General features: G+C 72.0%; 17 protein-coding genes. 8 read left to right on the top strand and 9 right to left on the bottom strand.

Translation table 11 applies throughout. The features are described from left to right. Nucleotides 1–49: 49 nt before the first annotated feature. The gene (locus tag ACFWM7_RS12055; RefSeq protein WP_383258714.1) at nt 50–661 is read right to left on the bottom strand and encodes an FMN-dependent NADH-azoreductase; all 612 of its coding nucleotides are present in this window, start codon (nt 659–661) and stop codon (nt 50–52) included. A gap of 148 nt (nt 662–809) precedes the next feature. On the opposite strand from ACFWM7_RS12055, the gene ACFWM7_RS12050 reads away from it, so the two are divergent. From ACFWM7_RS12050 to ACFWM7_RS12035, 4 genes are all read left to right on the top strand, one after another. Continuing rightward, nucleotides 810–1160, top strand: coding sequence for a winged helix-turn-helix transcriptional regulator (locus tag ACFWM7_RS12050; protein WP_383258711.1), 351 nt, complete (start codon nt 810–812; stop codon nt 1158–1160). A 139-nt stretch (nt 1161–1299) separates the two neighbouring features. Next, complete coding sequence (locus ACFWM7_RS12045; protein ID WP_383258708.1) at nt 1300–2712, top strand: DUF2252 domain-containing protein; 1413 nt, start codon at nt 1300–1302, stop codon at nt 2710–2712. A 102-nt stretch (nt 2713–2814) separates the two neighbouring features. Next, nucleotides 2815–3810 carry a hypothetical protein gene (locus ACFWM7_RS12040; RefSeq protein WP_383258705.1) on the top strand — a complete coding sequence of 332 codons (996 nt, stop codon included), beginning with the start codon at nt 2815–2817 and terminating at the stop codon, nt 3808–3810. Between the two features lie 102 nt (nt 3811–3912). Beyond that, entirely contained in the window at nt 3913–4257 is a 345-nt protein-coding gene (locus ACFWM7_RS12035) for a rhodanese-like domain-containing protein (protein ID WP_383258702.1), read from the top strand. 25 nt (nt 4258–4282) lie between these two features. Here ACFWM7_RS12035 and ACFWM7_RS12030 read toward each other — a convergent pair whose 3' ends face one another. From ACFWM7_RS12030 to paaA, 6 genes are all read right to left on the bottom strand, one after another. Continuing rightward, nucleotides 4283–5464, bottom strand: a complete 1182-nt coding sequence (locus tag ACFWM7_RS12030; protein ID WP_383258700.1) for an acyl-CoA dehydrogenase family protein — start codon at nt 5462–5464, stop codon at nt 4283–4285. Between the two features lie 94 nt (nt 5465–5558). Further along, nucleotides 5559–6617 (bottom strand): 2Fe-2S iron-sulfur cluster-binding protein, encoded by a 1059-nt coding sequence (locus ACFWM7_RS12025; RefSeq protein ID WP_383258697.1) that lies wholly within the window; start codon nt 6615–6617, stop codon nt 5559–5561. After that, nucleotides 6618–7115: a 1,2-phenylacetyl-CoA epoxidase subunit PaaD gene (gene paaD / locus ACFWM7_RS12020; protein WP_383258695.1), complete on the bottom strand. Its 498-nt coding sequence runs from the start codon at nt 7113–7115 to the stop codon at nt 6618–6620. Continuing rightward, a complete protein-coding gene (paaC, locus tag ACFWM7_RS12015) occupies nt 7109–7825 on the bottom strand; it encodes a 1,2-phenylacetyl-CoA epoxidase subunit PaaC (RefSeq protein WP_383258689.1) in 717 nt (238 codons plus the stop codon). The genes paaD and paaC overlap by 7 nt, the downstream gene beginning before the upstream one ends. Continuing rightward, the gene (gene paaB, locus ACFWM7_RS12010) at nt 7822–8112 is read right to left on the bottom strand and encodes a 1,2-phenylacetyl-CoA epoxidase subunit PaaB (protein ID WP_010060350.1); all 291 of its coding nucleotides are present in this window, start codon (nt 8110–8112) and stop codon (nt 7822–7824) included. The genes paaC and paaB overlap by 4 nt, the downstream gene beginning before the upstream one ends. Then, on the bottom strand, nt 8109–9224 hold the full coding sequence (paaA, locus tag ACFWM7_RS12005; protein ID WP_383258681.1) for a 1,2-phenylacetyl-CoA epoxidase subunit PaaA: 1116 nt from the start codon (nt 9222–9224) through the stop codon (nt 8109–8111). Before paaA ends, paaB begins: the two co-directional genes overlap by 4 nt. A gap of 115 nt (nt 9225–9339) precedes the next feature. On the opposite strand from paaA, the gene ACFWM7_RS12000 reads away from it, so the two are divergent. Genes ACFWM7_RS12000 through ACFWM7_RS11990 form a run of 3 tightly spaced genes read left to right on the top strand, consistent with a single transcriptional unit; the run spans nt 9340 to nt 12280 of the window. After that, the gene (locus ACFWM7_RS12000) at nt 9340–10167 is read left to right on the top strand and encodes a DUF5819 family protein (protein WP_383258720.1); all 828 of its coding nucleotides are present in this window, start codon (nt 9340–9342) and stop codon (nt 10165–10167) included. Next, entirely contained in the window at nt 10164–11570 is a 1407-nt protein-coding gene (locus ACFWM7_RS11995) for an HTTM domain-containing protein (protein WP_383258676.1), read from the top strand. The genes ACFWM7_RS12000 and ACFWM7_RS11995 overlap by 4 nt, the downstream gene beginning before the upstream one ends. Further along, nucleotides 11567–12280, top strand: a complete 714-nt coding sequence (locus tag ACFWM7_RS11990; RefSeq protein ID WP_383258672.1) for a TrmH family RNA methyltransferase — start codon at nt 11567–11569, stop codon at nt 12278–12280. The genes ACFWM7_RS11995 and ACFWM7_RS11990 overlap by 4 nt, the downstream gene beginning before the upstream one ends. A 3-nt stretch (nt 12281–12283) precedes the next feature. Here the strand turns inward: ACFWM7_RS11990 and paaN are convergent, their stop codons facing one another. Then, nucleotides 12284–13984, bottom strand: coding sequence for a phenylacetic acid degradation protein PaaN (paaN, locus tag ACFWM7_RS11985; RefSeq protein ID WP_383258668.1), 1701 nt, complete (start codon nt 13982–13984; stop codon nt 12284–12286). 156 nt (nt 13985–14140) lie between these two features. On the opposite strand from paaN, the gene ACFWM7_RS11980 reads away from it, so the two are divergent. Next, nucleotides 14141–14740, top strand: a complete 600-nt coding sequence (locus tag ACFWM7_RS11980) for a TetR/AcrR family transcriptional regulator (RefSeq protein ID WP_205083547.1) — start codon at nt 14141–14143, stop codon at nt 14738–14740. Between the two features lie 68 nt (nt 14741–14808). On the opposite strand, the gene ACFWM7_RS11975 is transcribed toward ACFWM7_RS11980, so the two are convergent. Continuing rightward, a complete protein-coding gene (locus tag ACFWM7_RS11975; protein WP_383258664.1) occupies nt 14809–15414 on the bottom strand; it encodes an Lrp/AsnC family transcriptional regulator in 606 nt (201 codons plus the stop codon). Nucleotides 15415–15512: the final 98 nt, after the last annotated feature.

Raw genomic sequence — 15512 nt, 5'->3', positions numbered from 1 at the left:
GCTCGTAGAGCTCCGCGGCCCCGCCGCTTTCTTTGGGTCTGCGGTTCTCTCAGGCGGCGAGGCGGGTGGCGAGGGCCTTCGCCTTCGCCCGGGCGTCGTCGAGCGCCTGGGCGCGGGAAGCCTCGGCGAGCGGGACCAGTTCGGCCATCGAGGGCTGCGAGTGGGCGAGGGTCAGCTCCGGAACGATGAAGTCCACCTCGGCGGAGAACATGCCCGCGAACACCTTCGCCAAGTAATTCTGGACAAATTCGAAGCTCTCGCGCGGGGTGCCCGGCGCGTACGAACCGCCGCGGCTGGCGACGACGGTCACCGGGGTTCCGGCGACGGGGGAGTCCGGTCCCGCGTTGTGCCCGACGATGATCACCTGGTCCAGCCAGGCCTTGAGGGTGGACGGGATCGTGAAGTTGTACATCGGTGCGCCGATCAGGACGGCGTCCGCCGCGGCCAGTTCGTCGGCCAGCTCCCGGCGCAGCGGGTCGTCGGCGCCCGCGGCGGTGGCGCCGGCGTCCAGGTGGGGCAGCGGATCGGCGGCCAGGTCGCGATGGACGACGGTGCCGTCCGGGTGCTGCTCGCGCCAGGCCTCGACGAACGCGGCGGTGACGTCGCGGGAGGCGGAGCCCTGGGGGAAGACAGCGGAGTCGAGGTGCAGAAGCGTGGCCATGGGGATCTCCACAGAGAGGGGAAGGGGGCGCGGGTGGGGCGATGGGACCTCACGGGCGTCCGGGTGGTATCCATTCCGTACGTAACTACTAATACCACAGCTACTTATTTTTAGTAAGCTGCCCACGGCGGCGCAGTACGCTAGGGGTATGGCGGATCACGGCGAACAGGCCTGTCAGCGGGTCGATGTGGGGATCAGTCGCGTCTTCGAGTTGTTCGGCAAGCGCTGGACCGGCCCGATCGTCTCGGTGTTGCTGCAGCGACCGGTGCACTTCGCCGAGCTGCGCCGGGCGATTCCCGGGATCAGCGAGCGGATGCTCTCGGACCGGCTGACCGAGCTCGGCACGGCCGGCCTGGTGATCCGCGAGGTCGACGAGGGACCGCCGCTGCGCGTCGCGTACCGGCTCACCGAGGCCGGCGCCGCGATGGAGCCCGCGCTCAAGGAACTGGGGCAGTGGGCGGACATCTATCTGGCGCCGGAGTCCGGCAGCGGTTGCTGATACAGGCTGCCGAATCGGCGGTACCGTCGTGCTCGGCCGCTGCTGGGCAGGGCTGCTGGCCGGGCGGGACAGCCGGGCAGCCGAAGAGCGTGTACGAGGGTGGGGGAGGCGACGCTCCATGGGCGCAACCGGGACGACGATGCCTGAACAGCGTGCCGAGGAGCCGGATCCGCGCATTCCTGTCGTGCCAGGGTTCGCCCGCCCTGGGGCAGCGAGTTCGCCGAAGGCCGTGGGCAAGGCGCTCCGCGACCGGGTGCCGCGGTCCTCGCACGCCTCACTGGTACTGCCGCCGGGACGGCCGGACGCGGTGCGGGCCGTCGAGGAGTCGAACCGGGGCCGCGTGCCGGGTCTGACGCCGATACGGGTGGGCCGGATGGCCGCCACCCCGTTCGCCTTCCTGCGGGGTGCCGCCGGGCTGATGGCCCACGACCTGACGGGCAGCCCGGTCACCGGCGTGGGAGCCCAGCTCTGCGGCGACGCGCACGCGGCCAACTTCGGCCTCTACGGCGATGCCCGGGGCAGCCTGGTCATCGATCTGAACGACTTCGACGAGACGGTCTTCGGGCCGTGGGAGTGGGACCTGAAGCGCCTCGCCACCTCCCTGGTGCTCGCGGGCCGGGCCGCCGGGGCCGACGAGGACACCTGCCGCCGGGGCGCGTACGACGCCGTCGGCGCCTACCGGCGCACGATGCGGCTGCTGGCCAAGCTGCCCGCGCTCGACGCCTGGAACGCGATCGCGGACGAGGAGCTCGTCTCGCACACGGACGCGCGTGACCTGGTCGGCACCCTGGAGCGGGTCTCGGAGAAGGCCCGCAGCAACACCAGCGCCCGTTTCGCCGCCCGGTCCACCGAGGAGTGCCCGGACGGCGGCCGGCGCTTCGTCGACGCCGGGCCCGTGCTGCGCCGGGTGCCGGACGCCGAGGCCGCGGTTGTGGCCGCCGGTCTCGGCGGCTATCTCTCCACCGTCTCCGAGGACCGGGTGCCGCTGCTGGCCCGGTACACGATCCACGACGTGGCGTTCCGGGTGGTCGGCACCGGCAGTGTGGGAACCCGGTCCTATGTGGTGCTGCTGCTCGACCACCGCGGGGAGTCGCTGGTCCTCCAGGTGAAGGAGGCACGCCCTTCGGTGCTCGCCCCCTATCTGCCCGCGGTCGGTTTCGACGTGCCGGAGGTGGCGCACGAGGGCCGCCGGGTGGTGCTCGGGCAGAAGCGGATGCAGGTCGTCAGCGACATCCTGCTCGGCTGGGCCGACGTAGACGGCCGGCAGTTCCAGGTCCGGCAGTTCCGGAACCGCAAGGGCAGCGTGGATCCCGCCGCGCTCCCCGCCGACCAGGTCGACGACTACGGGCGGATGACCGGCGCGCTGCTCGCGCGGGCGCACGCCCACAGCGCAGACCCCCGCCTGCTGGCGGGCTACTGCGGCAAGAACGACGAGCTCGACGAGGCGGTGGCCGCGTTCGCGGTGACGTACGCCGACCGTACGGAAGCGGATCACGCCGATCTGCTGCGGGCGATCAAGGCGGGCAGGCTGGCCGCCGAGTTCGGTGTATGACGGATCCGTGAGGCGGTGGGGCCCGGTTCCGGAGGCGCCGGGCCCCGGGGCCGGTCCCACCGCGTGTGCCGTGGGGCCGGGTCGTGGCCATACGCTGGACGGGTGACCCACGAAGCCGCCGGGGTGCCGACCACCCGGAACGATGAAGACCGGCAGGACAACGACCGGCAGGAGAACGACCGGCCGGACGCGCCCCGGCCCGCCTCCGAAGCGCAGGACGCGCCCGGGCCCGCCTCTGAAGCGGAGGACGCGCCTGGAGCGGCGGACGCTGCCGGTGCCGCGGGCGCCGCTGCCGGGGAGCCCGACGGACCCGAGGACGCCGAGCCGCGTCCCGAGGCGCGGCTGGCGCGGGCGGTGCAGGTCGCCGAGCAGGCGTTGATCGAGTTCGAGATCGCGGTGGAGACCTTCCGGGTGGAGGTCGAGAACTTCTCCCGGCTGCATCACCAGAAGCTCGGCCCGATGTACGCCCGCCTCGACGAGCTGGACGCGCTGATCGCGGAGGCGCGGGCGGCCAGGACCGGGGATCCGGAGGACGAGCGCAAGGCGCGCGAGGCGCGGGCGGTCGTCATGCCGATGCCCGGGGTCGACGAGCTGTTCCACGACTGGATGGACACCGACGGCCTCTCCCCCGAGGCCGCGGCCATGCTCACCGAGCAGCCGGTCCGGCCGCCGAAGCGGGTCAGGCCGAGCGAGGAGGCCCGCAGGCTCTACCGGGAGCTGGCCCGCAAGGCGCACCCGGACCTCGCCCAGGACGAGGTGGAGCGCCAGCGCCGGGACGAGTTCATCGCCCGGGTGAACGCCGCCTACGGGCGCGGCGACGTCGAACTGCTCAAGGAGCTCGTGGCGGAGTGGGCGGCGGGACCGGTGCAGCCACCGGCCCCGCTGAGCGAGAGCGAGGAGCTCTACGCCCGGCTGGAGTGGCTCAGCCGGCGCAAGGAGCTGCTGACGGTGCTCGCCAAGGAGCTGGAGGACGGCGCGATCGGCTCGATGCTGCGGATGGCCCCGGACGACCCCGACCAGCTGCTGGAGGACATCGCGGAGCAGCTGCTGGGCGAGGTGTCCCGGCGCGAGGCCGAGCTCGCGGAGATGACGCGGTAGGCGCAGTGGGCAGGGTGCGGCAGGCGGGGTGCAGTAGCGTTCCGGATGACTCCTCCGCGAGTGGACGACTCTTCCGCGTATGTACGAGAGAAGGCATGACCCATGAATTTCGCCCCGCTGCCCTCGGTGGACGCCGCGGCGGTGCCGTCGGACGGCTTCGTCCTGGACGTCCGTGAGAACGACGAGTGGGCGGCCGGTCACGTCGAGGGTGCGCTGCACATCCCGATGAGCGACTTCGTGGGCCGGTTCGGCGAGCTGACCGAGACGGCCGAGGACGGTCGGCGCGTGTATGTGATGTGCCGGGTCGGTGGCCGTTCGGCTCAGGTCACCCAGTACCTGGTCCAGCAGGGCATCGACGCGGTGAACATCGACGGCGGCATGCAGGCCTGGGACGGCGCCGGCCGCCCGATGGTCACGGACAACGGGACGCCCGCCTTCGTCCTCTGAGCCGGTCCTTCGGGCCCGGGCGGTGTCAGCCGAGCGGGTGGGAGGCCAGCAGGTCTCCCAGCGCCTCTTCGTGGGCCGCCGCAGGGCCGAGGGAGAGTTCGATCTGCTTCGCCCAGGCGTGGAAGCGGTGCAGCGGGTAGTCGGTGTCCGCGCCGAAGCCGCCGTGCAGATGCTGGGCGGTCTGCACGACGCGGCGCACGCCGTCGGAGGCCCAGATCTTCGCCACGGCGACATCGCCCGCCGCCGGGAGCGGGCCCCCGGCGTCGGTGGAGATCCGCCAGGCGGCCTGCCAGAGGGTCGCCTCCATCGCCCGTAGATCGATGTACCGGTCGGCGGCCTGCACCGCCACCGCCTGGAACGTCGCCACCGGGAACCCGAACTGCTCGCGCTTACCGGTGTATTCGGCGGTCATCGCCAGCACCCGCTCGCCCAGCCCGAGCGCCAGTGCGCACGTCCCCGTGGTGAGCAGGGACCGCAGCCAGTCCCAGCAGTCGGCCGCGTCGATCAGCTCGCGTGCTTCCACGCGCACGGCGTCGAGCCGGACCTCGGCCAGGCGTTCACCGCTGGTGGAGACCTGGTCCGCCAGGGTGACGCCGTCGCGGGTACGGGGCACGAGGGCGAGGACCGGGCGGCCTCCGGTGGTGTGCGCGGGGACGGCGATCCAGTCGGCCGCCTGGGCCCAGGGGACCGCGGACTGGACCCCGTCGAGCATCCAGCCGGAGCCCCCGGCCGATGCGTCGGTCTCTCCGTCGCCCGCCTCGCTGCCCTCCCCGTACGGCCGTGCGGTGACGGCGAGTTCGGCCGGATCGTGGCCGCTGCGTCCGTTGGCACCGACGGTCAGGATCAGTTCGCCCCGGCCGGCCCGGGGCAGCAACTCCGCCGCGAGGGCGCGATCGCCGTAACGCTGGACGGCCATCGCCACCGCACAGCTCTCCAGCAGCGGGACTCTGGCCAGCACCTTGGCCGACTCCCGCAGGACCAGGCAGAGCGCGATCGGGTCGAGCCCCGCGCCGCCGTGATCCGGTGACAGGGTGAGCCCGAGCAGGTCCGTGCGCGCCAGCTCGTGCCACAGCTGCCGGTCGATGTCCTCCGCCACGGCGCCCGGGGTCAGGGCGGGACTGGGCACGCGGTCGGGTGCGACATCCGAGAAGACGGCCCTGGCCGCCTCGACGGCCGCCTGCTGCTCCTCGGTGAAGGTGAAGTCCACTGTCCCAGCCTCCCGTTGCCCCTGCACGACCTGACGGGTCGTCTGGATAGAACAGGTTCTACGGGAAGGGAACAGCGCGGTGGCCCGCTGGGCCTCAGCGGTCGAAGTCCAGCTCCACCTCCGGGGTGAGCGGATGTGACTGGCAGGCCAGCACGAAGCCCGCCTCCGTCTCCTCCGGTTCCAGGGCGAAGTTGCGGTCCATCCGGACCTCGCCCGAGACGAGGAACGCCCGGCAGGTCCCGCAGGCCCCGCCCTTGCAGGCGTACGGAGCGTCCGAGCGGCTCCGCAGCACCGTCTCCAGCAGTGATTCGGAGTCCTGCACGGGCCAGTTGCCGGAGCGGCCGTGGAGCGTGGCCGTCAGCACGGAGTCGGACGGGGCGGCGACCTTGACCACCGTCACGTCGGCGGGGCCTTCGTCGACGTGGAAGATCTCCTGGTGGACCCGGGACCGGTCGACGCCGAGCGTCTTGAGTGCCTTCTCCGTGCCCCGTACGAGACCGAGCGGCCCGCACAGGAACCAGCCGTCCACCTCCGCGACCGGAAGGACGGCGGGCAGCAGGCCGGTGAGCCGTTCGGCGTCCAGCCGCCCGGAGGGGAGCCCGGCCGACTGCTCCTCCCGGGAGAGCGCGGTGACCAGCTGGAAGCGGTCCGGATACCGGTCCTTGAGGTCGGCCACCTCGTCGAGGAACATCGTCGAGGCCGCCGTGCGGTCGCTGCGGACCAGGCAGAACCGGGCCGTCGGCTCCCGGTCGAGCAGGGTGGCCGCCATGGACAGCACCGGGGTGATGCCGCTGCCGCCGACCACCGCCGCGAAGAGGCCCGGGCGCGGCTTCAGGACGAAGCGGCCCATCGGCGGCATGGCCTCCACCTGGTCCCCGACGGCCAGCTCCTTCAGGGCGTACGTGGAGAACGCCCCGCCCTCGACCATGCGGATGCCCACCCGCAGCACCGGTTCGCCGGGCTGCTCGGTGGCCGGTGCACAGATCGAGTACGAACGGCGGACCTCCTGGCCGTCCACGCTGTAGCGCACGTTCAGATGCTGGCCGGGGGTGTGGCGGAAGGTCTCGCGCAGCTCGGCCGGCACGGCGAGGGTCACGGCCACCGCGTCGTCCGTGATCCGTTCGATCGCGCTGACCCGGAGCGGATGGAACATCTACAACTCCTTGAAGTGGTCGAACGGTTCACGGCAGGCGACGCAGCGGCGCAGGGCCTTGCACGCCGTGGAGGAGAACCGGCTGAGCAGCTCCGTGTCCGTGGAGCCGCAGTGCGGGCAGCGCACCGAGAGCGTCAGCGGCACGGGTCCGCCGTCCGCGCTGTGGGCGCGAGGCGGGGCGATGCCGAACTCGGTGAGCTTGCGGCGGCCTTCGGCGCTGATGTCGTCCGTCGACCAGGCCGGGGCCAGGACCGTGACCACGGAGACCTCCGGGACGCCGTGGTCGTGCAGCACCCGCTCGATGTCGGCGGACATCGCCTCGATCGCCGGGCAGCCGGTGTACGTCGGGGTGAGCCGCACGGTCACCCGGCCCGGGCCGTCCACCGTGACGTCCCGCACGACGCCCAGCTCGGCCAGGGTCAGCACCGGGAGCTCGGGGTCGGGCACGGAGCCGGCCAGGTCGCGCAGCTCGGCCTCCAGCCGGGTGTCGGTCACCATGACGCCCCCGGGTGACTGCGGTGCAGGTGCTGCATCTCGGCGATCATGCGGCCGAACGGCTCGGTGTGCAGGCCCTGCCGGCCCGCGCCCGCCGCCCAGCCCCCGGACTGCGGGCCCGCCGGAAGAGTCAGGGTGGCGCGCTCGACGACATCGGTGACGATGGCGAGCCAACTGCTCCGCAGTTCCTCCCAGTCGACACCGGAGTCCGGGGAATCGAGCCCTTCGACCGGCTGGAACATCTCGCCGGTGAACCGCCACAGCGCGTCCAGGCCGCTCTGCATCCGGCCGTGGCTCTCCTCGGTGCCGTCGCCGAGCCGCAGGACCCACTGCTCGGCGTGGTCACGGTGGTAGGCCACCTCCTTCACGGCCTTGCCCGCCAGGCCGGCGAACTCGCCGTCCCCGGCGGCCAGCCGCCCGTACAGCAGGTGCTGGTACACCGAGAAGTAGAGCTGCCGGGCGATGGAGCGGGCGAAGTCCCCGTTCGGCTGCTCGACCAGCTGGAGGTTGCGGAAGGCTCGCTCTTCACGGAGGTAGGCCAGCTCGTCCTCGTCGCCGACGAGCGAGAGCAGCACCCGCGCCTGCCCCAGCAGGTCCAGGGCGATGTTGGCGAGCGCCACCTCCTCCTCCAGGACGGGGGCGTGGCCGGCCCACTCCCCCAGCCGGTGCGAGAGCACCAGCGCGTCGTCGCCGAGGGCGAGTGCGGCGCTCACAGGTGCTTCACCCCGTCCGGGATCTCGTAGAACGTCGGGTGGCGGTAGGGCTTGTCGCCGGCCGGCTCGAAGAAGGAGTCCTTCTCGTCGGGGGAGGAGGCGGTGATCGCGGTGGACGGGACCACCCAGATCGAGACGCCCTCCGAGCGGCGGGTGTAGAGGTCGCGGGCGTTGCGCAGGGCCATCTCGGCGTCCGGCGCGTGCAGGCTGCCCGCATGGGTGTGGGACAGTCCGCGCCGCGAGCGCACGAACACCTCCCACAGGGGCCAGTCGGTCGAGCTGCTCATGCCGTCTCCTCCACATGCTGCGCGGGCGCGCTGGTCTGTGCCGATGCCGATGCCGATGCCGATGCCGATGCCGATGCCGATGCCTGGGCTGATGCCGGTGCCGGTGTCCGGGGCGATGTCTGTGCCGGGGCGTGCTTGGCGGCGTACGCGGCCGCCGCGTCCCGGACCCAGGCGCCATCCTCGTGGGCCCGGCGCCGCTGGCTGATCCGCTGTTCGTTGCAGGGGCCGTTGCCCTTGAGGACCTCCTGGAACTCCGTCCAGTCGATCGCGCCGAAGTCGTGGCTGCCCAGCTCCTCGTTCCACCGGATGTCGGGGTCCGGGAGCTCCAGGCCCAGCGCTTCGGCCTGGGGCACACAGATGTCGACGAAGCGCCGGCGCAGCTCGTCGTTGGAGTGCCGCTTGATCTTCCAGGCCATGGACTGCTCGGAGTGGGACGAGGCGTCGTCGGGCGGGCCGAACATCATCAGGGAGGGCCACCACCAGCGGTTCACCGCGTCCTGGGCCATGGCGTGCTGGGCCTCGGTGCCGCGGCTGAGGGCGAGCAGCAGCTCGTACCCCTGGCGCTGGTGGAACGACTCCTCCTTGCAGATACGGACCATCGCGCGGGCGTAGGGGCCGTAGGAGCAGCGGCAGAGCGGCACCTGGTTGGTGATCGCGGCGCCGTCCACCAGCCAGCCGATCGCGCCGACGTCGGCCCAGGTCAGCGTGGGGTAGTTGAAGATCGACGAATAGCGCTGGCGGCCCGCGTGGAGCTTGTCGAGCAGCTCCTCGCGGCTGGTGCCCAGGGTCTCGGCGGCGCTGTAGAGATACAGGCCGTGGCCCGCCTCGTCCTGCACCTTGGCCATGAGGATCGCCTTGCGGCGCAGCGAGGGCGCCCGGGTGATCCAGTTGGCCTCGGGCTGCATGCCGATGATCTCCGAGTGGGCGTGCTGGGCCATCTGGCGGACCAGCGTCGCCCGGTAGGCGTCGGGCATCCAGTCGCGCGGCTCGATCCGCTCGTCCGCCGCCACGGCCGCGTCGAAGACCGCGAGGTGGTCCGCGGCCTCCGCCTCCGCCCCGTCCACCGTGCCGAGCGTCTTCTGCGTCGTGTGGTCCGCAGTCACTGCCGCCATCCCGGGCTCCCTACCGACCGATCGTTCGGTTCCTTGGCTTCAATGGTGAGTCGGAGGCCCGTAGGGTGTCAACCCTGTGGATAACTGAGTGGTGATCGACGGTGAGCGGGGCGGGATGGATTCGGACCACGACAGGAGCTCTGCGGGCGGGGGTAAGGACGCCTGGCCGCAGGCGTCGAACCGGTCGGCGGAAGCGCGGGACACCCCCGAAGCCATACCGCCGACGCCCCCGAGGACCTCGACGCCGGTGGCGGATCCCCTGGTCACCGGCCGGGGCATAGCCGGCCTCTCCACTCCCTACCAGGTGGTCGCGGCCCTGGCGCTGTCCCTGATCGGACTGCTCGCCTGTACGCAGGTGGCCATGGTGTTCCTGCACGTCGCCCCGTCGAACACGGTGACCAAAGAGCACGGGAAAACGATCGACCGCTGGATCTACCCGGAGTTCGAGCAGAACTGGAAGCTCTTCGCGCCCAACCCGCTCCAGCAGAACGTCGCCGTCCATGTGCGGGCCGATGTGCTGGGGGCCGACGGCCGGCGCACCACGCGGTGGATGAACCTCACCCACGAGGACGCCAAAGGCATACGCGGCAACCTCTTCCCCAGCCATGTGGACCAGAACGAGCTCCGCCGGGGCTGGGACTTCTACGTCAATTCCCACGACAGCGAGAACCGCCCCAACGGCCTGCGCGGAGATCTCTCCGAGCGCTATGTGCGGCGCATCGCGATGCTGCGGCTGAGCGAGCGCGACTACGGCGGCACGATCGAACGCATCCAGCTCCGCTCCGCCACCAGCTCCATCGCCCCGCCCCCGTGGAGCACCGAGAAGATCAGCACCCGGCCCGTCTACCGCGTACTCCCCTGGTGGACCGTGACCCCCGACGATCTTCCCGAGCATGCGGCGGGACAGCGCCGGGACGCGGCGCGCGCGGAGGCGAACCAGTGACCATCCCCTCGCCCCAGAACCCGCAGAACCCGGCCCCGCAGAACCCCGCCTCACAGCTGACCGGGCCCCGGTCGGCTGGGCCCCGGCCTCAAGGTGTCGGCGGCCCCGGCGGCGGTCTGGCACGTCGCCTTCAGCGCGTCACCGCCTCGGCCCTCGGCCCGTACCAGAGCGCCGTCGTCCGGATCGGCTTCGCCGCCACCTACCTCTTCTTCCTGCTGCGCGAGCTGCCGCACCGCCATGAGCTGTACGGCCCGGACAGCCCGTGGCACTGGGATCTGGCCCGACAGCTCACGGACGGCAACGAGGCCTTCTCCGTCCTGATGTGGACCGACAGCGCGGTCTGGTTCGAGGCGGTGTACGTCCTCACGCTGCTGTCCGCGGCGGCGCTGATGGTCGGCTGGCGGACCCGGACCATGTCCGTCCTGTTCATGGTCGGCGTGCTCTCGGTGCAGAACCGCAGCATCTTCATGGGCGACGGCGGCGACAACGTCGTCCACCTCATGGCGATCTACCTGGTGCTGACGCGCTGCGCCCAGGTCTGGTCGCTGGACGCCCGCCGTGCGGCGGCCAACGCGCGGCGTGCCGCCGAGGGTCTGCCGCCGCTGCGGGACATCGTGGGCCCGGTGCTCTGGGTGCTCCTCGGCCCCGTCCTGGTCGCGGCCACGCTGATGGGCGGACTCGGCGGCACCTGGTGGCTCCCGACCCTGCTGTGGATCCTCTGGCTCTCCGCCGCGGCCTGGTGGGCCGTGAACCGCTACTCGCCGCACGGCGAGCCCCGCACCCTGCTCGACGTGCTGGCCAACCTCGCGCACAACGCCACGCTCGCCGTGATCATGGCCGAGGTCTGCCTGATCTACGCGACCGCCGGCTGGTACAAGATCCAGGGCACGCGCTGGCAGGACGGCACCGCGCTCTACTACCCGCTCAACCTCGACTACTTCACCCCGTGGCCCGCCCTGTCGGACATCCTGGGCGCCAGCGGGCTGATGGTGATGGTGCTGACGTACGGCACGGTCATCGTCCAGGTCGCCTTCCCCTTCACGCTGTTCAACCGGCGGGTCAAGAACGTCCTGCTGGTCGCGATGATCGCCGAGCACGCGGGGATCGCCCTGCTGCTCGGGCTGCCGTTCTTCTCCATGGCGATGATCGCGGCCGACGCCGTGTTCCTGCCGACGGCCTTCCTCGTGTGGTTGGGCGTCCGGGTCACGAACGGCAGGCGGCGACTGCTCTCCCGGCTGCCCGGCCGCATCCGTACACCGGGGAAGCCCGGAGCACCCGCGACGCCCGGCACCGCGCACGGACCCGCTGACCCACCGGAGGCCGGACCGGCGAAGGACGGCCACGGCGGTACGGAGGAGCCCCGGCGCCAGGGCGGCGGCGGGGGCCATACGCTCGTCGGGTGAGCAGTGAGACCGGCAGAACCCAGCAGCCCCCGGAGGGGCCCGTCCCGGCGGAACCCGTTGCGACGGAGCCCCTCCAGTACGACGACGGCTACGGCCAGGCGATCGGTGTCGGGCCGCACCCGCTGCCCTGGCCCGAGGGCGAGCGCTACGACCCCGAGCTGCTGGCCCAGGGCGACCGGCGCAACGTCGGTGACGCGTACCGCTACTGGACACGGGAGGCGATCGTCGCCGATCTCGACCTGCGGCGGCACGACTTCCACGTGGCCGTGGAGAACTGGGGCCACGACTTCAACATCGGATCGGTGGTGCGGACCGCCAACGCCTTCCTGGCCAAGGAGATCCACATCGTGGGCCGGCGGCGCTGGAACCGGCGCGGCGCCATGGTCACCGACCGCTACCAGCATGTGCGCCACCACCCCGATACGGCGGACCTGACCGCGTGGGCGGCGGCCGAGGGGCTGCCGATCATCGGGATCGACAACCTCCCCGGCGCCGTACCGCTGGAGCGCACCGAGCTGCCGCGCCGCTGCGTCCTGCTGTTCGGGCAGGAGGGCCCGGGCCTGACCGAGGAAGCGCGCGAGCACGCCACGATGGTGTGCTCGATCGCCCAGTTCGGCTCGACCCGGTCCATCAACGCCGGCGCCGCCGCGGCCATCGCGATGCACGCGTGGGTGCAGCGCCACGCCGACGTCCCGGACCCCCGCCGGTAGCGCCTACGCCTGGCGGCGCACCTCCACCACGCGGAAGCGGTTGGCGACGAAGGCCGCGTCGCACAGGGCCGCGTTGGCCGCCGGGTTGCCGCCCGAGCCGTGGAAGTCGGAGAACGCGGCGGTCTGGTTGACGTAGACCCCGCCGGTCAGGTTCAGCGAGAGCTGGGCCGACTCGTCCAGGCATACCTCCTCGATCGCGCGCTCCACCTCGGGGGAGGTGGTGTACGCGCCGACCGTCATGGCGCCCTTCTCGCGGATCGTGCGGCGCAGGAGGTCCAGGGCGGCGGGCGTCGACTCGACGGCGACGGCGAAGGACACCGGTCCGAAGCACTCCGAGAGGTAGGCCGCGCCGTCGTCGGGCTTGGTGCCGTCGAGCTTCACGACGACCGGCGTACGCACGACCGCGTCGGGGAATTCGGCGTTGGCGACCGCACGCGAGGGCAGGGCCACCTCGCCCAGCTCGCCGGCCCCCTCCACCCGGCCCCTGACGTCCGGGTTGACCAGTGCGCCGAGCAGGGCGGACGCGCGGGCGTCGTCGCCGAGCAGTCCGGTGACGGCGGCCGCGATGTCGGCGACCACGTCGTCGTAGGACTTGGCGCCGTCGTCGGTGGCGATGCCGTCTCGGGGGATCAGGAGGTTCTGCGGGGTGGTGCACATCTGGCCGCTGTACAGCGAGAGCGAGAACGCCAGGTTGGCCAGCATGCCCCGGTAGTCGTCGGTGGAGTCGACGACGATCGTGTTGACGCCGGCCTTCTCTGTGTAGACCTGGGCCTGGCGGGCGTTCTCCTCCAGCCAGTCGCCGAAGGCGGTCGAGCCGGTGTAGTCGATGATCCGGATCTCGGGGCGGACCGCCAGGGTCTTGGCGATGCCCTCGCCGGGCCGCTCGGCGGCCAGCGCGACCAGATTCGGGTCGAAGCCCGCCTCGCTCAGCACCTCGCGGGCGATCGACACCGTGAGCGCCAGCGGGAGCACGGCGCGCGGGTGCGGCTTGACCAGCACCGGATTGCCCGTGGCGAGGGAGGCGAACAGACCCGGGTAGCCGTTCCAGGTGGGGAACGTGTTGCAGCCGATGACCAGCGCGACGCCGCGGCCGGACGTGATGAACGACTTGTGCAGCTTCAGCGGATCGCGCTTGCCCTGGGGCTTCGACCAGTCGGCGGTCTCCGGGGTGCGGACCTGCTCCCGGTAGGCGTACGCCACGGCCTCCATGCCGCGGTCCTGGGCGTGCGGGCCGCCCGCCTGGAACGCCATCATGAAGGCCTGGCCGCTCGTGTGCATCACCGCGTGGGCCAGCTCATGGGTGCGGGCGCTGATCCGCGCCAGGATCTCCAGACAGACCAGGGCCCGGATCTCCGGTCCCGCCGCCCGCCAGGCGCCCGTGCCGGCCTTCATCGCCGGCAGCAGGACGTCCAGGTCGGCGTGCGGATACTCGATGCCGAGCTCCGGCCCGTACGGCGAGACCTCGCCGCCGGTCCAGCCGTCGGTGCCCGGCTGCCCCAGGTCGAACCGGGCGCCCAGCAGCGCGTCGAAGGCGGCCTTGCCCTCGGCCGCACCGAGGCTGCCCGGGGCGCCGCCCTCGCCGTACGCCTTCGGGTGCTCGGGGTGCGGTGACCAGTACGCGCGGGTACTGATCACGTCGAGGGCCTGGTCGAGCGTGGTCCTGTGGGTCTCGGACAGCTGCTGGGGGGTGAGCGCGGAGGCCATGGCGGACCAACTCCTCATCGAGCCGGGCGGGGACGTACGGACGGAGTTAGAGTAACCGAACGATCGGTCGGGACAAGAGGGCCCGGGGAACCTGTGGACAACGTCGATGGTCCCCGCCTGTGCGGGGCTGATCCCTCATGGGGGAGGATCGCGGACATGACCACGGCCAAGCGGGACACGTACACACCGGAGACCCTGCTCACCGTCGCCGTCCGTGTCTTCAACGAGCGCGGCTACGACGGCACGTCCATGGAGCATCTCTCCCGGGCGGCGGGCATCTCGAAATCCTCCATCTACCACCATGTGGCGGGCAAGGAGGAGCTGCTGCGCCGGGCCGTGAGCCGGGCGCTCGACGGGCTCTTCGCCATCCTTGACGAACCGGGGGCGCAGCGCGGGCGCGCGGTCGAACGGGTCGAGTACGTCACGCGCCGGACCGTCGACGTGCTGATGGCGGAGGTCCCCTACGTCACCCTGCTGCTGCGGGTGCGCGGCAACACCAAGACGGAGCGGTGGGCGCTGGAGCGGCGCCGCGAGTTCGACCAGCGGGTGTCGGAGCTGCTCCAGGCAGCGGTGGCCGAGGGCGATCTGCGGGCGGACGTGGACATACGGCTGGCGACCCGGCTGCTGTTCGGCATGGTGAACTCGCTGGTCGAGTGGTACCGGCCGCAGCCGGGCGGCTTCCCCGGGGAGGAGCAGCTCGCGGACACGGTCGTCCAGCTGGCCTTCGAGGGAATGCGGGCGAGCGGTACCCGCTGAGCCTGCCGGGTCATCCGCCTGCCGGGCCGTCCGCCTGCCGGGCCGTCCGCCTGCCGCAGACGGCGCGGTCAGGCGAGTTCGGCGGGCCGGTCCGGGCGCGGCCCGAGGTCCGTCTCCTCGAACACCAGCAGCGTGCGCGTCGAGAGCACCTCGGGGATGGACTGGATCCGGGTCAGGACCAGCTCGCGCAGCGCCCGGTTGTCCGGCGTGTGCACCAGAAGCAGTACGTCGAAGTCGCCGCTGACCAGAGCGATGTGCGTGGCCCCGGGCAGCGCCTGAAGCTGCTCGCGCACGGTGCGCCAGGAGTTCTGCACGATCTTGAGCGTGATGTACGCGGACGCCCCCTGGCCGGCCCGCTCGTGGTCGACCCGGGCGCCGAAGCCGCGGATCACGCCGTCCTCGACGAGCCGGTTGATCCGGGCGTAGGCGTTGGCGCGCGAGACATGGACCCGTTCGGCCACGGACCGTATCGAGGCGCGGCCGTCCGTCTGGAGGATGCGCAGGATGTCGCGGTCGATGGCGTCCAGCGGCCGGGCGGGCGGAACCGGGGGCGGCTCCGACGCCGGGCAGGCCGGGCCCGCAGGCGGTACGGCCGAGGGCGCTGCCGACGGAGTCGCGGCGGACGACGCCTGGCCCGGCTCCTCGCCCTTGTCGGCCATTTGTTCAGCTGCCATCGGCCCGTGCCTCCCTGTCGTGGACGACCTGCCCCCATCCCAGGCTGTGGAGAACCGTTTGTCCACAGGCTGGCGGCGCCTGTAGCCAAAATGCCCTT

It is taken from the genome of Streptomyces sp. NPDC058375 (assembly GCF_042723425.1).
GTDB lineage: Bacteria > Actinomycetota > Actinomycetes > Streptomycetales > Streptomycetaceae > Streptomyces > Streptomyces durocortorensis.
The sequence above is the reverse complement of the archived record's forward strand: the minus strand, read 5'-3'. Positions and strand labels throughout refer to the sequence as shown.

What these genes read in the sequence shown, in the direction of transcription:
- ACFWM7_RS12045 (WP_383258708.1), top strand. Translation starts at nt 1,300, where the DNA reads ATGCCTGAACAGCGTGCCGAGGAGCCGGATCCGCGCATTCCTGTCGTG.
- paaD (WP_383258695.1), bottom strand. Translation starts at nt 7,115, where the DNA reads ATGGTGACCGACACCCGGCTGGAGGCCGAGCTGCGCGACCTGGCCGGC.
- paaA (WP_383258681.1), bottom strand. Translation starts at nt 9,224, where the DNA reads ATGGCGGCAGTGACTGCGGACCACACGACGCAGAAGACGCTCGGCACG.
- ACFWM7_RS11980 (WP_205083547.1), top strand. Translation starts at nt 14,141, where the DNA reads ATGACCACGGCCAAGCGGGACACGTACACACCGGAGACCCTGCTCACC.
- ACFWM7_RS12050 (WP_383258711.1), top strand. Translation starts at nt 810, where the DNA reads ATGGCGGATCACGGCGAACAGGCCTGTCAGCGGGTCGATGTGGGGATC.
- ACFWM7_RS12000 (WP_383258720.1), top strand. Translation starts at nt 9,340, where the DNA reads ATGGATTCGGACCACGACAGGAGCTCTGCGGGCGGGGGTAAGGACGCC.
- paaN (WP_383258668.1), bottom strand. Translation starts at nt 13,984, where the DNA reads ATGGCCTCCGCGCTCACCCCCCAGCAGCTGTCCGAGACCCACAGGACC.
- paaB (WP_010060350.1), bottom strand. Translation starts at nt 8,112, where the DNA reads ATGAGCAGCTCGACCGACTGGCCCCTGTGGGAGGTGTTCGTGCGCTCG.
- ACFWM7_RS12025 (WP_383258697.1), bottom strand. Translation starts at nt 6,617, where the DNA reads ATGTTCCATCCGCTCCGGGTCAGCGCGATCGAACGGATCACGGACGAC.
- ACFWM7_RS11975 (WP_383258664.1), bottom strand. Translation starts at nt 15,414, where the DNA reads ATGGCAGCTGAACAAATGGCCGACAAGGGCGAGGAGCCGGGCCAGGCG.
- ACFWM7_RS12035 (WP_383258702.1), top strand. Translation starts at nt 3,913, where the DNA reads ATGAATTTCGCCCCGCTGCCCTCGGTGGACGCCGCGGCGGTGCCGTCG.
- ACFWM7_RS12055 (WP_383258714.1), bottom strand. Translation starts at nt 661, where the DNA reads ATGGCCACGCTTCTGCACCTCGACTCCGCTGTCTTCCCCCAGGGCTCC.